The following is a 14,398-nucleotide window of genomic DNA, read 5'->3' as shown; positions in this document are numbered from 1 at the left end:
AATAATTGCAGGCAGCGCATAATACTGTGCGAGAACCCTCCCAAGATATGACATGGAACCATGCTCCTTAAGGAACATGGTTTTTTTTCTGAAAAAGAAGCAAATTTGTTTCCTGTAACTGAGAAGGTTATAATAGAGTAGTTTCTTAACATTAAACTTTGAAAAATATTGGAGGCGAACGTTTGCGATGAAAGCATTCGAATTTTATAATCCTACTCAATTGATCTTCGGTAAAGGGCAATTAGAGGCTCTCAAGCGTGAAGTTCCTAAATACGGTAAACGTGTACTGCTTGTATATGGCGGCGGCAGTATTAAGCGCAGCGGCTTGTATGATAATGTAATAAGTCTGCTTAAAGAGATTGGAGCAGAGGTAACGGAACTGGCAGGTGTAGAACCAAATCCTCGCTTGTCCACAGTACATAAAGGCGTGGAATTGTGTAAAACACATCAAATCGACCTCGTACTGGCTGTTGGCGGCGGTAGTGTGCTGGATTGCTCCAAAGCGATTGCTGTCGGGGCGAAATATGATGGCGATATGTGGGATTTTGCAGAGCGTAAAGCGGCTCCACAGGCAGCATTGCCTTTAGGTACAGTTCTGACGATGGCAGCTACCGGTTCCGAAATGAACGCAGGTTCTGTCATTACGAACGAAGAAACACAGGAAAAACTGGGCTGGGGCAGCGTATTTGCGTTCCCTGCGTTTTCCATTCTTGATCCGGTGAACACGTATTCTCTGCCACAAAATCAAACGGTGTACGGAATCGTGGATATGATGTCACATACGCTGGAGCATTACTTCCATCTGGAATCTAACACTCCGGTTCAGCTTGGCTGGTGTGAAACGATTTTGCGTACAGTTATGGATGCGGCTCCGGGCCTGGTCAACGATCTGGAGAACTACGAGCTGCGTGAAACGATGATGTACTGTGGTACGATGGCGCTGAACGGCTTCCTGAATATGGGGCTGACAGGTGACTGGGCGACTCATAATATCGAGCATGCGGTGTCTGCTGTTTATGATATTCCACATGGCGGAGGACTGGCGATTTTGTTCCCGAACTGGATGAAGCACAATCTGCATGTGAAGCCTGAACGCTTCAAGCAACTGGCTGTGAATGTGTTCCATGTAAACCCGGAAGGCAAGAGTGATGAAGAAGTAGCGCTCGAAGGTATTCAGGCGTTGCGTGATTTCTGGAACTCGATTGGTGCGCCAAGCCGTCTGGCTGATTACGACATTGACGGTTCCCAAATCGACGTTATGGCTGATAAAGCTGTGAAATTCGGATCCTTTGGCGGATTTAACAAGCTGAATCGCGAAGATGTAGTGGAAATTTACAAAGCATCTCTGTAATCCAGTCATTCAGTCATTGGATAATTGTAAGCACGTTTGTACGTCATTAGACGTATGGACGTGCTTTTTTGGGTTTGATTTGGAATTTTAGAGGAAAATTTTGAAACTTTTTAAGGTTGAATACGTAAACATAGTTATAGGCTGGAAACCAGACTGAAAAGGGACATGGAAGGAGGAGCCGCATGGAAACTATATTTTGGTGGTTATTGGCAGGGGGCGCCATCTTTACCGTGGTCAGTGTGTTGATCGGGGATGTACTCGGTGGTTGGCTGGATGGATTGGAGCTTCCCGGCCTCGATTGGTTCAGACCCGTCGTTTTACTTGGAGCGATGACCGCTTTTGGCGGGGCGGGTGTGTTGCTGACGAAATATACCGGGTTGAGCATGAGCCGGGTTGTTCTGCTTGCCCTTGCGATTGCGTTTGTGATCGGAGTGCTCGTATTTTTTGCGTTTATCAAGCCAATGGCGAACTCGGAGGTATCCAGCGGCTTCTCGATGCGTGAGCTGACTGGCAGAATCGGTGAGGTCACCGTTCCGGTACCTGAGGTTGGTTACGGGGAGGTTATGATCCGCTTGGGTGCAGGCAACACCATACATACAGCATCGAGCTTTGATCACAAACCGCTGGCTGCGGGAACCCGTATCGTCGTGGTTGAGGTCGCAGAGGGTGTCGTCCGCGTAGCGTATCTGGACACATAGACGACGCATTCGCTTAACTTGAAGGGAGCGTGAACGGGAGTGTCAAGCTTGCAGGATATTGTGTTGGTCCCGGGGATTGTCGTTATCGTTATCGTCATATTAGGGATCGCCTTTTGGGCCCGTTACAAAACGGTAGGACCGGATGAAGGGATGATCGTGACGGGTTCATTTTTGGGAAATAAAAATATTTCCGAGGATGATTCCGGTCGCAAAATCAAAATTGTGCGCGGCGGTGGCGCCTTTATATGGCCTATTTTTCAGCAGTCCGAATTTATTTCTTTATTGTCCCACAAGCTGGATGTAACAACACCGGAAGTGTATACGGAGCAAGGAGTTCCCGTGATTGCGGACGGTGTGGCAATCATCAAGGTAGGCAGTTCCATTGAAGATGTAGCAACAGCAGCGGAGCAGTTCATCGGGAAGCCGCTGGAGGCCCTCAGGGGAGAGGCTCAGGAAGTGCTGGAGGGCCATTTACGTGCGATCCTCGGCTCGATGACGGTGGAGGAAGTATATCGTAATCGGGATCGCTTTGCACAGGAAGTACAGGGCGTGGCGGCTCGCGATCTGAAAAAGATGGGGCTGCAAATTGTCTCGTTCACGATTAAAGATGTGCGTGATAAGCACGGATATCTGGATGCGCTAGGTAAGCCGAGAATTGCCGCTGTGAAACGGGATGCAGAAATTGCCGAAGCTGAGGCGGTAAGGGATGCCCGGATTCAAAAGGCGCGTGCGGAACAGGAGGGCCAGAAGGCTGAACTTTTGCGTGATACAAACATTGCCGAGGCAGCCAAGGAGAAGGAACTGAAAGTGGCTTCGTTTAAAAAGGAGCAGGATACAGCCAAGGCGGAAGCCGATCAGGCTTATCACATTCAGGAGGCTCGTGCCAAGCAGACTGCTGTCGAAGAGCAGATGAAGGTCGAGCTGGTGCGCAAGGAGCGAGAAATTGATCTTCAAACCAAGGAAATTCAGGTACGTGAAAAGCAATATGATGCGGAAGTGAAGAAGAAGGCGGAAGCCGATCGGTATGCGGTAGAGCAAGCCGCGGAGGCGGATAAATCGCGTAAGATGCGTGAGGCGGAATCGTTGCAATACTCGATTGAGACACAGGCTAAAGCGTCAGCTGAACAAAAACGGCTGAATGGGCAAGCAGAAGCGGATGCGGAACGCGCCAAAGGTACGGCGGATGCTGATGTCATCCGTTTACGTGGTCTGGCGGAGGCCGAGGCCAAGGAAAAGCTGGCGGAGGCGTTCCAGAAATTTGGCGAGGCAGCCGTACTCGATATTATCGTGAAAATGCTGCCTGAGCTGGCCGGACGGATTGCCGAGCCGATTGCGTCCATTGATAAATTAACGGTTGTGGATACAGGCAAGGGAGAAGGAGCAGCGCGTGTCAGCAATTATGTCACAGAGCTAATGGCTACGGCTCCAGAGATGCTCAAGAGTGTGTCCGGTATTGATGTGGAGCAGTTAATTAAGGGGCTGACCACGGGGAAAAAGGGCCTTCATTCCGCACCGTCCTCCGGTGAAACGGATAAGCTGCACATTCATGCCCCGGTTGAGGTTGCGCCGCGGGATAAAGAATAGCCGTAGGGCTTTCAGGAGCGGATACCCCTTAACAGAAAGAACGCTTTTCATCACAGGTTTTCCCGGTTATTGTGATGAAAAGCGTTTTCTTTTTATTGACCTTTAGCGAAATATTTGGTACTTTAACGTGGATTCCTCTGAGCTTCATGCTCTAATTCTTAGGATCAAGGTTCAGATAAAAAGAGGTGCGGATGTGAGCAGCCTACAAGTGGCGAAAGCGCTGAATAACAATGTGATTATCGGGATGCATCCCGAGCATGATGAGGTTGTTGTGATTGGAAAAGGAATCGGTTTCAATCGCAAAAACGGCGATCTTATACCGTTGGATTCAGTTGAAAAATTATTTATATTAAAAAGCCATGAGGAGCAGGAGCAATACAAGCGATTGCTTCCCGAGCTGGATGAAAAACTCATTGAGGTCATTGGTGAGGTGCTTCACCATGTTCAGCTTCAAGCGAAGAAGCCTCTGAATGAGCACATATTGATTGCTTTAACCGATCACATCGCCTTTTCCATTAATCGTCAGAAACAGGGCATTACGATCCATAATCCGTTTTTGTATGAAACGAGAGAAATATACCCTCAGGAATACAAGATGGCTGAACAGGCAGTCTCTTTAATCAAGGACAAGATGGGTGTGGATCTGGGAGAAGATGAAATCGGATTCGTAGCCTTGCATATTTACAGTGCCATGACGAATCAGCATATTTCCGAGGTCAGGAAGGATTCCCGATTGATTGCTGATATGGTACAGGTAGTAGAGACTACGCTGGAATATCGCATTCCTCTCCAATCCCTGGATTACTCACGTTTGTTGACTCATCTGAGGTTTGCGATTGAACGTGTACGTCGGGGAGAGATTGTGCAGGAGATTTACCGATTGGACAAGCTGTTGAATGAAGAGTATCCGGAAATGTATATGTTAGCCTGGAAACTTACGAAGATTATGGAGAAAAGGCTTCGCAAATCCGTATATCCGGCTGAGGTTAGCTATTTGACGATGCATTTACAGCGGTTGTCCCAACGTAAAGAGCAGGGAGAGCAACGTTAGAACAGCTAGAATCGAAAAAAGTATTGCCTCACTTTTGGCAGAATGCTATAATAAATTTTGTAATGAGCAAGACAACAAATGAATATCTAACGTGTTACTGATTCGATCAGGCATGAGTTGTTTTAAGTTATGATTGTTTACAGCCTACCGGGGTAAGCTATATCCCAAGGTTGTGTTCAAACATACTTAATTCGGCTCATGCCTTTTTTGTTGTTTTGCCTCTGTATTCTAATTTTCAGAGAAGGAAGTGGAACGTATGTTTAAAAAGCTTTTCGGTGTTTTACAGCGTGTCGGCAAAGCTTTAATGCTTCCTGTAGCCATTTTGCCGGCAGCGGGACTTTTATTAGGAATCGGCAACATGTTGGTCAATCCCGATTTTCTCCAGTACATTCCGGCATTAAATGCGGGCTGGGTTCAATCGGTAGCGACGATCATGATGAACGCCGGACAAATTGTTTTTGATAATCTGGCACTGTTGTTTGCAGTCGGCGTAGCCGTCGGTCTGGCAGGCGGTGAAGGCGTAGCAGGATTGGCTGCGATCATCGGTTATCTCGTTATGAATATTACATTGGGTACAGCTGTAGGTGTTACACCGGGTCTGATTGCTCAAAAAATACCGGGCTATGCGAACGTGTTGGGGATTCCAACGCTGCAAACCGGGGTGTTCGGCGGGATTATCATCGGTATACTGGCCGCGGCCATGTACAATCGCTTTTTCAAAATCGAGCTTCCTTCGTATCTGGGCTTTTTCGCGGGTAAGCGCTTCGTTCCGATTGTAACGGCAGTATCTTCATTGCTAATCGGACTATTGCTGGTCATTGTGTGGCCTCCCGTACAGCAAGGACTGAACGTTGTATCACACTTTATGGTTGACTCCAATCCGACGCTGGCAGCTTTCATATTTGGGGTGATTGAACGCTCGCTCATTCCTTTCGGATTGCATCACATCTGGTATTCACCGTTCTGGTTTGAGTTCGGCGAATACGTGAACAAAGCCGGTCAAACGATTCATGGTGACCAGCAAATCTTCTTTAACCAGCTTCGCGATGGAGTTGCTTTGACAGCAAGTACGTTCCAGGTTGGTAAGTTCCCATTCATGATGTTCGGTTTGCCAGCCGCAGCGCTAGCGATGTATCATGAAGCAAGACCGGAACACAAAAAATATGTAGCAGGTATTATGGGTTCAGCAGCTTTGACTTCTTTCCTGACAGGGATTACGGAGCCACTGGAATTTTCCTTCCTGTTCGTAGCTCCATTGCTGTTCGCAGTGCACGCTGTGTTTGCAGGTCTGTCGTTCATGACGATGCAAATTTTGAATGTTAAAATCGGTATGACCTTCTCCGGCGGATTTATCGACTTCCTGATTTTCGGGATTATTCCGAATCGTACGCCTTGGTGGTACGTCATCATCGTCGGTCTGATTTTGGCGGTTATTTACTACTTCGGATTCCGATTCATCATACGGAAGTTTAACCTGAAGACACCAGGGCGTGAAGAAGCTACAGAAAATGTTGAAGGGGCCGCAGTCGGTACCACAGACGAGCTTCCAGGCAATATTTTGGCAGCTTTCGGCGGGGCGTCCAATATCAAGCATTTAGATGCTTGTATCACACGTCTTCGTATTGAAGTTAACGAGAAGTCCAACGTTGACAAGGCTCGCCTCAAACAGCTTGGCGCAGCGGGTGTACTCGAAGTCGGCAACAACGTACAAGCCATTTTCGGTACACGTTCCGACACGATTAAAACGCAAATGGCTGATATTATGGCGGGACGCACACCTGCTCCGGCTCCGGCCTCGGCTCAACCTGCTCCGCAAGAAGAGAAGGAAGCTGGCGAACAAAAACAGACCATCATTGTTGAAGATATCGTGATGCCTGTTAACGGAGAATTGGTTGATATTTCGACTGTTCCTGATCCGGTATTTGCAGAACGTATGACAGGAGACGGCTTTGCTGTCGTGCCAAATGATGGAACGATTGTGTCGCCTGTATATGGTAAAGTATTCAATGTATTCCCAAGCAAGCATGCCATTGGTATCCAATCTGACGGCGGTAAGGAAGTACTTGTTCATATCGGGGTGAACACAGTAAAGCTTAAAGGCCAAGGATTTGACGTTTTGGTGAACGAAGGCGATCTTGTGTCAGCCGGTCAACCGATTATGAAAGTAGACCTGGAATACGTGAAGCTTAACGCAAAATCCATCATCTCACCAGTCATTTTTACCAACCTTCCAGAAGGCTCTTCGGTAACTTTAAACAAAACTGGAGTATTGAAGGCTGGCGAAGATGGTATAATTACGATAAAATAAACTCTATGTGTTTCGGATTCGTGATGAGGCGGCTTAGGTCGCCTCACATCGACCCGGTTTCACTACACGTATACTGCGTGTAAACAAATATTATCCATTAGGAAAGTGGGAGGAACAATTATGCAAACAACTTTTAGAATTACAGATGAAGACGGTATCCATGCACGTCCTGCAACAGCGCTGGTAAATACAGCTAACAAATTCAGCGGTGCTGAATCTTTTGCCGAAGCTAACGGTAAAAAAGTAACTTTGAAATCCATTCTGGGTGTATTGTCTCTTGGTCTGGAACAAGGCGATACCATCAACATCATCTGTGAAGGCGCTGAAGCTGCTGACGCTCTGAAAGCTCTTGAAAATGTAATCGTTAACGAAGGGCTGGGCGAAATTCATGCTTAAAATTTCCGGGATTGCCGCTTCGGCAGGCATCGCCATTGCCCGGGCGTTTATCTTGGAGCATCCGAATTACGCTGTAGAGAGACGCGCGGTTGGTGATGCTGAAGCTGAAATTGCAAGATTGGATGCGGCTTTAGTAGAATCTCAAACCGAATTGGAAGCGATTAAGGAGAAAACTTTACAGGAGCTGGGCGAGAAAAAAGCAGAAATTTTTGCTTCTCACCTGTTGATCCTGAATGATCCTGAACTGATCGATCCAGTTAAAGCTAAGATCAGAGACGAGCAGCTTAATGCTGACTATGCTCTGAACGAAGTAGCTTCACAGTTTATTTCCATGTTCGAAAACATGAAAAGTGCTTATTTGCAAGAACGCGCATCGGACATGCGTGATGTAACCAAGCGGATCCTGAATCACCTGCTTGGTGTTCATTTTGTCAGTCCTGCAGAAATTGCCGAAGAAACGATTGTACTTGCAGAAGATTTGACACCTTCCGACACAGCTCAGCTGAATCGCGAATTTGTTAAAGGCTTTGCAACCAACATCGGCGGACGTACTTCGCACTCGGCTATTATGGCTCGTTCACTTGAAATTCCTGCGGTTGTAGGAACTAAAAATATACTGTCCCAAGCTAAAAGCGGCGATTTGATTATCGTCGACGGTCTGGATGGTCACGTATTCGTGAACCCTTCCGAAGAGATCGTTGCTGAATACCGGGCTAAACAGGTGGCATACGACAAGCAACGCGAAGAGTGGCGGAAGCTGCGCGGCGAAGCTACGGTTTCCGTCGATGGTGTGCACGTCGAACTGGCAGCCAATATCGGTACGCCTAACGATGTAGCTGGTGTACTGGATAACGGTGGCGAAGGCGTCGGCCTGTATCGTACTGAATTCTTGTACATGGGACGCGATAAGCTTCCATCCGAAGAAGTACAATACACAGCATACAAAACCGTTCTGGAAAGAATGGAAGGCAAACCAGTTGTAGTCCGCACGTTGGACATCGGTGGCGACAAAGAGCTTCCTTATCTGGATCTGCCGAAGGAAATGAATCCGTTCCTCGGATTCCGTGCTATTCGTCTGTGTCTGGACCGTCAGGACATTTTCCGTACTCAATTGCGTGCTTTGCTGCGGGCAAGTGTACATGGTAACCTGCGGGTCATGTTCCCGATGATTGCTACGCTAAACGAATTCCGTGAATCCAAAGCTGTGTTGCTGGAGGAAAAGGAAAAGTTGGTAGCCGAGGGTGTAGCCGTATCTGAAGAAATTCAGTTGGGCATCATGGTAGAAATTCCTTCTACAGCGGTATTGGCTGACCAATTCGCGAAAGAGGTTGATTTCTTCAGTATCGGTACGAACGATCTGATTCAGTACACGATGGCAGCGGATCGCATGAACGAACGGGTATCTTATTTGTATCAACCATATAACCCATCCATTTTGCGTCTGGTGAAAATGGTTATTGATGCCGCTCACCGTGAAGGACGTTGGGTTGGTATGTGCGGTGAAATGGCAGGGGATACAACAGCAATTCCATTGCTGCTGGGTCTGGGACTCGATGAGTTCAGCATGAGTGCCACTTCCATTCTGCCAGCACGCAGTCAAATTTCGAAATTGTCCCGCGCGGACATGGAGAAACTGGCTGCAAAAGCTTTGGACATGCAAACAGCCGAGCAGGTTGTTGAATTGGTTCAAAGCATTGAAGGCTAAGGAAGGGTATCACCTTTTCAAGGTATATCTTTTTCCAACAAAAATTGCTGTCTACATACAGCGGCCGGTATCTAACAGATACCGGCTTTTTTGTATACCCAAAATTGGATTTTTCTTTTAGCTGCATGAGCAATTCAATATAGGCTTGCGAGCTGCAGTTGCTTCGTCCAGTCGCGTGACTGGAGTGGTATATGGAGCATTCAGCACCAATTCAGGCGTTTCCTCCGCTTCCCGCGCAATTTGGATCATGGTGTCAATGAAGGCATCAAGCGTCTCCTTGCTTTCCGTTTCTGTCGGCTCGATCATGATACATTCCTCTACATTCAGCGGGAAATAGATCGTAGGCGGATGGTAGCCGAAATCGAGCAATCGCTTGGCAACATCAAGTGTACGCACTCCGAATTTCTTTAAGCCTCGTCCGGACATCACAAATTCGTGTTTGCAATAGCCTGGATAGGGGATGTCAAAATGCGGAGCCAGCCGATGCATCATATAATTGGCATTCAGTACGGCACATTCGGATACCCGCTTCAAGCCGTCAGGACCATAGCTGCGGATATAGGCATAGGCACGGACGAGAATACCGAAGTTGCCGTAAAAGGCTTTGACCCGTCCGATGGAATCGCCCTGTTCTCGGTCCCAGTGGTACGTGCCCTGTGGATCACGCACGACAAGCGGCTTGGGCAAATACGGAATGAGCCGCTGCTTTACCCCCACAGGTCCCGCGCCGGGCCCGCCTCCGCCATGTGGGGTACTCATCGTTTTGTGCAAATTGAGATGCACCACGTCAAAGCCCATATCCCCGGGGCGGGTGATCCCCATAATGGCGTTGGAGTTCGCGCCATCATAGTAGAGCAGGCCACCCGCTTCATGCACAATCGCGGCAATGTCAGCGATTTGCTTCTCGAACAGCCCGAGCGTGTTCGGGTTGGTCAGCATAAGCGCAGCGGTGTCGTTGCCTACGGCTTGACGCAGCGCGTCCAGATCCACCAGCCCCTGCGGTGTGGAGGGGAGGGTGACCGTTTCGAAGCCTGCCACAGTGGCGCTGGCGGGGTTCGTTCCGTGCGAGGAATCCGGCACGAGCACCTTGGTACGTCGCTCACCACGTGCTTCGTGGTAGGAGCGGATCATCATCAGCCCGGTCCATTCGCCATGGGCGCCCGCGGCGGGCTGAAGGGTGACGGCATCCATGCCGGTTAACGCGGCCAGATCGTTTTGAAGCGTATGGAGCAGCGCCATGGCTCCCTGGATGCTGTCCTCCGGCTGGTACGGATGGATTTTGGCGAAGCCTGCATAACGGGCGACATCCTCGTTTACCTTGGGGTTGTATTTCATCGTACAGGAGCCGAGCGGATAAAATCCGTTGTCCACGCCAAAATTACGCCGTGACAGTGCGGTATAATGTCGAATAACGTCTACTTCGTATACCTCGGGCAATGCCGCAGGCTCGCTGCGCTGCGCATAATCCGGCAAAAGCTCTGCCACCGGACGCCGGGGAACATCGCATTCAGGCAGGGAATAGGCGATACGGCCCGGTCTGCTCAATTCAAAAATGAGCGCTTGCTCATGCTTTTTCATCTGATTCCGACTGGATTCGACTTCCGGATTCGGTGTACCCTGATCTTGTCCTGTAATATGCGTCATAGCAATCCCCCCAAGGTATGCACGAATTGATCGATCTCTTCCTTTGTTCGTTGCTCTGTCACGGCAATCAGCAAGTGACCTGCATATTCCTCATAATCTCGCCCTAAATCGTAGCCGCCGATAAATCCGGCAGCAAGCAATCCGGCTTGCAGTTTATTCATATCGGTACCCTCAGGTAACCGCAGGGCAAACTCGTTAAAGGTGGGTGCAGTAAAGGAGGCAGTCACGCCCTTCAAGCCGAGTAGTTGCTCCAATGCGTAGCGGCTTTTGTGCAGGTTTAGCTCGGCTACTTCCGCGATGCCCTGTCTACCCATGACGGACAAATACACAGAGGCAGATAAAGCGAGCAGTGCCTGATTGGAGCATATGTTAGAGGTGGCCTTTTCCCGACGGATATGCTGCTCCCGTGCCTGCAAGGTCAGCACGAAGCCGCGTTTACCGTTGCGATCTGTGGTCTGGCCCACAATACGGCCGGGGATACGGCGCATATGCGCCTGAGAAACGGCAAAGTAACCACAGGTTGGGCCACCGAGGGAGGAGGAGATGCCAAGCGGCTGCGCGTCTCCTACGACAATATCCGCGTCCTGCTTGCCGGGCGCTTCCAGCAAGCCCAATGCCAGTGGATTGGCACTGACGACCATAAGACCCTTGTGCGCATGGATCAGGTCAGCCATCGGCTTCAGATTTTCCACGGCCCCGAAAAAATTAGGGCTTTGGACCAAAACTGCCGCCGTCTGCTCCGATATGGCCGCCGTTAATGCCTTCACGTCAGTTACACCATCTGCACAGTCGATCTCCACGACATCCAAATCCAGCCCGCGTGCATAGGCAGCCAACACCTGACGTGCCTCCGGATGGACGGTCCGCGATACGATAAGCTGCTTGCGGCGGGTGGCAGCGGCGGCCAATGAGCCCGCTTCTGCCAGCGCAGTCGCTCCATCATACATACTGGCATTGGCTACAGCCATGCCTGTTAATTCGCATATATACGATTGAAATTCGAAGATGGCTTGCAGCTCGCCCTGGCTTACCTCCGGTTGATAAGGAGTGTAGGCCGTATAAAATTCCGAGCGTGAAGTGATATGCTGGATGACGGATGGAATATGATGATCGTAAATCCCTGCGCCGAGAAAGCTGGCGTGCGTGTCAGTATTGGCATTTTGCCCGGCCAGTCCTGATAAGTGGCGGGTTAAGGCTCTTTCGTCTAACCGAGAAGACAGGAGCAGCTCCCCCTTATACCGGATCGCCTCGGGAATATCGCTGAATAAATCGTCGATGGACGATGCGCCGACCACGCGCAGCATTTCAGCTTGATCCTGCTCGGTCATGGGAAGATAGCGGTGTTGTTTCATTGGGTCTGGCTCCTTTCAACCAACAAGATCGTAAAAACGTAAAACGATTAACAAATGATTAATAAACGATTGCCCACTGGGCAGCGGTTAGTAACGGATCACGATAGTTATAGTAAGACGAGCGTTTAAATCAGCGTGGACGTTTATAAAAGGGCGCTGCTACTACCTCGGCGCGCAGGCGCTTGCCACGAATCTCGACCTCCAGCGGTGTGGATAGGGAACTGAAATGACTGTCCACCAGAGCCAAACCCAGATTACGCTTTAAGGTGGGCGACTGGGTTCCCGTTGTGACCTCGCCAATGTGCTGTCCTTCCGCAAAAACGGGATAATGGGCACGCGGGATGCCGCGGTCGAGCATTTCCAGTCCGATCAGCTTGCGGGGAATACCTTGTTCTTTCTGACGTTGCAGGGCCTCTCTCCCGATAAAATCTCCCTTATTCAGCTTGACGAAGAAGCCTAAACCAGCTTCCAGTGGCGAAATGGTAGCGGACAACTCCTGTCCGTACAGCGGTAGCCGCGCCTCGAAGCGCAGCGTATCCCTGGCTCCAAGTCCGGCGGGAACCAGACCATACGGCTCACCGATGCGAAGCAATCCGTCCCACACTGCCGGTGCATCCGCCGTGGGCACATAAAATTCAAAGCCGTCTTCCCCCGTGTATCCGGTGCGGGAGACGAGCGCTTTTGCCCCGAACAATTGCACATCCTCATTGAATCGGAAGGATGCCAGCTTCGTAATGTCCGTGTCTGTCACGGCTGCGGCAATACGCGCAGCTTCAGGTCCTTGCAATGCCAGCAGTGCTACCGCATCTGATACGTTTTCCAGATGAACGGATGCAGGAGCATGGCGAAGCAACCAATCCCAATCTTTGTCGATATTCGAGGCGTTCACAACGAGCATGTAACGCTCCGGCCCTTTGCGGTAAACAAGCAGGTCGTCTACTACACCTCCATCCGGGTAACACAGCAGCGAATATTGGGCCTGGCCCGGCTCCAATTGGCTGACATCGTTCGTCGTCACCTGTTGCAGAAATGCTTCGGCTTCCTGGCCCTCGACCAGGAATTCACCCATATGCGATACATCGAACAATCCCGCACGTTGTCGGACAGCCTCATGCTCCTTTTGAATGCCGCTGAACTGTACAGGCAGCTCCCAGCCGCCAAAATCAATGCAACGAACCCCCGGCAGCGTGCCGTAGGAGGAATACAGCGACGTTTTTCGCAAGTTAGTCATTTTTTCACTCCTATCCAGTGTGATCAGCTAAACAAAAAAGACAGGCTGAAAAAAACGTATGGACGGCAGTCCACACACTTTTCTTCAGCTCTGTCCTTGATACCTGAGAGTTACCCCGGTGTGTACCAGGTTTCCCCTTGGGTGATCCGCCTGTATGGCGAATGCTCTCCAGAGATGCGTCCGGCAGAGGTCCTTTTGCCTGAGAGATTCACCTGCGGTGCAGGTTTACTCCTTCGGCGCTGCCCTTGGATCAGCTATACGTCATCCGGCCCTGCCGGTAACAGCTTGATCCGACTCGCTTGCTACCTTGTTTTCACAGGCGGCAACAGCTATGCGAGTTTTGGCAGTCTCTCCCTCCACGTTCATCCGCGTTTACAGTTATCGGGTATTTCTAAAAGCACTTGTTATAACCCATTAATACGCAAATTTATTTGAAATGTCAACAAAAATGTCATCAACATCATTTTATAAAACATTTTATTCATAAATAAGGATATGTAAGCGTTTGTTATATCCTGCCGTATTTTTAGCTAGAACGATATATGGAGAAATGTGAAATATTTTTGTTAGTATTATTGACATGAGAGTTCTTGTTGTCATAATCTTAACCTGTCACAGACGGGTAGGCGAAACGATGTAATCCATATGGAAGCGAGGCGAGCAGGATGAGTGAAGTGAAGCAGCAATTTTGGTACACAGAGGAACATGAGTGGGTTCAGCGCACAGAGGATGGAACGGTACGAATCGGTATTACGGACTTTGCACAGCATCAGCTGGGGGATATCGTTTTTGTGGAGCTGCCTGGGGAGGGAGCAACGATTGAGCAGGGGGCAGAGATCGGTACTATTGAATCGGTAAAGACAGTATCCGACCTGTTCGCTCCGGTGACGGGAACGGTGTTGAAGGTGAATGAAGCGCTGGAAAGTACGCCTGAGCTGGTGAACGAGTCTCCCTATGAAAAAGGCTGGATGATCGAAGTGGAGATTGGAGGAGATGTAGAGGAATCATTAAGCAAGCTGCTGTCTGCGGATCAGTACGAGCAGTTGACTGCCAATGAGTAATAATGGGGCAAAGTAGG

Annotated in this window: 11 protein-coding genes and 2 riboswitches; of the genes, 8 read left to right on the top strand and 3 right to left on the bottom strand. The window is 49.6% G+C overall.

Annotated features, from left to right (window positions below; all coding sequences use genetic code 11):
- Positions 1-187 precede the first annotated feature (187 nt).
- The 7 genes from ABIA61_RS22965 (at position 188) to ptsP (ending at position 9,093) form a co-directional block, all read left to right on the top strand.
- On the top strand, positions 188-1,351 hold the full coding sequence (locus tag ABIA61_RS22965; RefSeq protein ID WP_404520999.1) for an iron-containing alcohol dehydrogenase: 1,164 nt from the start codon (positions 188-190) through the stop codon (positions 1,349-1,351).
- Positions 1,352-1,533: 182 nt separating this feature from the next.
- Entirely contained in the window at positions 1,534-2,049 is a 516-nt protein-coding gene (locus ABIA61_RS22960) for an NfeD family membrane protein (RefSeq protein WP_044648157.1), read from the top strand.
- A 48-nt stretch (positions 2,050-2,097) separates the two neighbouring features.
- Positions 2,098-3,633: a flotillin lipid rafts scaffold protein FloT gene (locus ABIA61_RS22955; RefSeq protein WP_283656311.1), complete on the top strand. Its 1,536-nt coding sequence runs from the start codon at positions 2,098-2,100 to the stop codon at positions 3,631-3,633.
- 193 nt (positions 3,634-3,826) lie between these two features.
- Entirely contained in the window at positions 3,827-4,684 is an 858-nt protein-coding gene (gene glcT, locus ABIA61_RS22950; RefSeq protein WP_283652935.1) for a glucose PTS transporter transcription antiterminator GlcT, read from the top strand.
- 256 nt (positions 4,685-4,940) lie between these two features.
- Positions 4,941-6,992 (top strand): glucose-specific PTS transporter subunit IIBC, encoded by a 2,052-nt coding sequence (gene ptsG, locus ABIA61_RS22945; protein WP_404581312.1) that lies wholly within the window; start codon positions 4,941-4,943, stop codon positions 6,990-6,992.
- Positions 6,993-7,112: 120 nt separating this feature from the next.
- A complete protein-coding gene (locus ABIA61_RS22940; protein ID WP_014282905.1) occupies positions 7,113-7,388 on the top strand; it encodes an HPr family phosphocarrier protein in 276 nt (91 codons plus the stop codon).
- Positions 7,381-9,093, top strand: a complete 1,713-nt coding sequence (gene ptsP, locus ABIA61_RS22935; RefSeq protein WP_404520997.1) for a phosphoenolpyruvate--protein phosphotransferase — start codon at positions 7,381-7,383, stop codon at positions 9,091-9,093. The genes ABIA61_RS22940 and ptsP overlap by 8 nt, the downstream gene beginning before the upstream one ends.
- Positions 9,094-9,210: 117 nt before the next feature.
- Here the strand turns inward: ptsP and gcvPB are convergent, their stop codons facing one another.
- From gcvPB to gcvT, 3 genes are all read right to left on the bottom strand, one after another.
- Complete coding sequence (gene gcvPB / locus ABIA61_RS22930; RefSeq protein WP_404520996.1) at positions 9,211-10,737, bottom strand: aminomethyl-transferring glycine dehydrogenase subunit GcvPB; 1,527 nt, start codon at positions 10,735-10,737, stop codon at positions 9,211-9,213.
- The gene (gene gcvPA, locus ABIA61_RS22925; RefSeq protein WP_283652932.1) at positions 10,734-12,089 is read right to left on the bottom strand and encodes an aminomethyl-transferring glycine dehydrogenase subunit GcvPA; all 1,356 of its coding nucleotides are present in this window, start codon (positions 12,087-12,089) and stop codon (positions 10,734-10,736) included. The genes gcvPB and gcvPA overlap by 4 nt, the downstream gene beginning before the upstream one ends.
- A 130-nt stretch (positions 12,090-12,219) precedes the next feature.
- Positions 12,220-13,320 (bottom strand): glycine cleavage system aminomethyltransferase GcvT, encoded by a 1,101-nt coding sequence (gene gcvT, locus ABIA61_RS22920; RefSeq protein ID WP_283652931.1) that lies wholly within the window; start codon positions 13,318-13,320, stop codon positions 12,220-12,222.
- A gap of 80 nt (positions 13,321-13,400) precedes the next feature.
- Positions 13,401-13,497, bottom strand: a riboswitch (glycine riboswitch).
- Positions 13,498-13,686, bottom strand: a riboswitch (glycine riboswitch).
- Between the two features lie 299 nt (positions 13,687-13,985).
- On the opposite strand from gcvT, the gene gcvH reads away from it, so the two are divergent.
- Positions 13,986-14,381: a glycine cleavage system protein GcvH gene (gcvH, locus tag ABIA61_RS22915; RefSeq protein ID WP_283652930.1), complete on the top strand. Its 396-nt coding sequence runs from the start codon at positions 13,986-13,988 to the stop codon at positions 14,379-14,381.
- The last annotated feature ends 17 nt before the right edge of the window (positions 14,382-14,398 follow it).

Source organism: Paenibacillus sp. RC21 (genome assembly GCF_044907935.1).
In the GTDB taxonomy this organism is placed as follows: domain Bacteria; phylum Bacillota; class Bacilli; order Paenibacillales; family Paenibacillaceae; genus Paenibacillus; species Paenibacillus terrae_A.
Note: the sequence above shows the minus strand (reverse complement) of the source record. Positions and strands in the feature narration are given on the sequence as shown.

Coding starts and splice junctions, on each gene's coding strand:
- ptsP (WP_404520997.1), top strand. CDS start 7,381: ATGCTTAAAATTTCCGGGATTGCCGCTTCGGCAGGCATCGCCATTGCC.
- ABIA61_RS22965 (WP_404520999.1), top strand. CDS start 188: ATGAAAGCATTCGAATTTTATAATCCTACTCAATTGATCTTCGGTAAA.
- gcvPA (WP_283652932.1), bottom strand. CDS start 12,089: ATGAAACAACACCGCTATCTTCCCATGACCGAGCAGGATCAAGCTGAA.
- gcvH (WP_283652930.1), top strand. CDS start 13,986: ATGAGTGAAGTGAAGCAGCAATTTTGGTACACAGAGGAACATGAGTGG.
- ptsG (WP_404581312.1), top strand. CDS start 4,941: ATGTTTAAAAAGCTTTTCGGTGTTTTACAGCGTGTCGGCAAAGCTTTA.
- gcvPB (WP_404520996.1), bottom strand. CDS start 10,737: ATGACGCATATTACAGGACAAGATCAGGGTACACCGAATCCGGAAGTC.
- ABIA61_RS22940 (WP_014282905.1), top strand. CDS start 7,113: ATGCAAACAACTTTTAGAATTACAGATGAAGACGGTATCCATGCACGT.
- ABIA61_RS22960 (WP_044648157.1), top strand. CDS start 1,534: ATGGAAACTATATTTTGGTGGTTATTGGCAGGGGGCGCCATCTTTACC.
- gcvT (WP_283652931.1), bottom strand. CDS start 13,320: ATGACTAACTTGCGAAAAACGTCGCTGTATTCCTCCTACGGCACGCTG.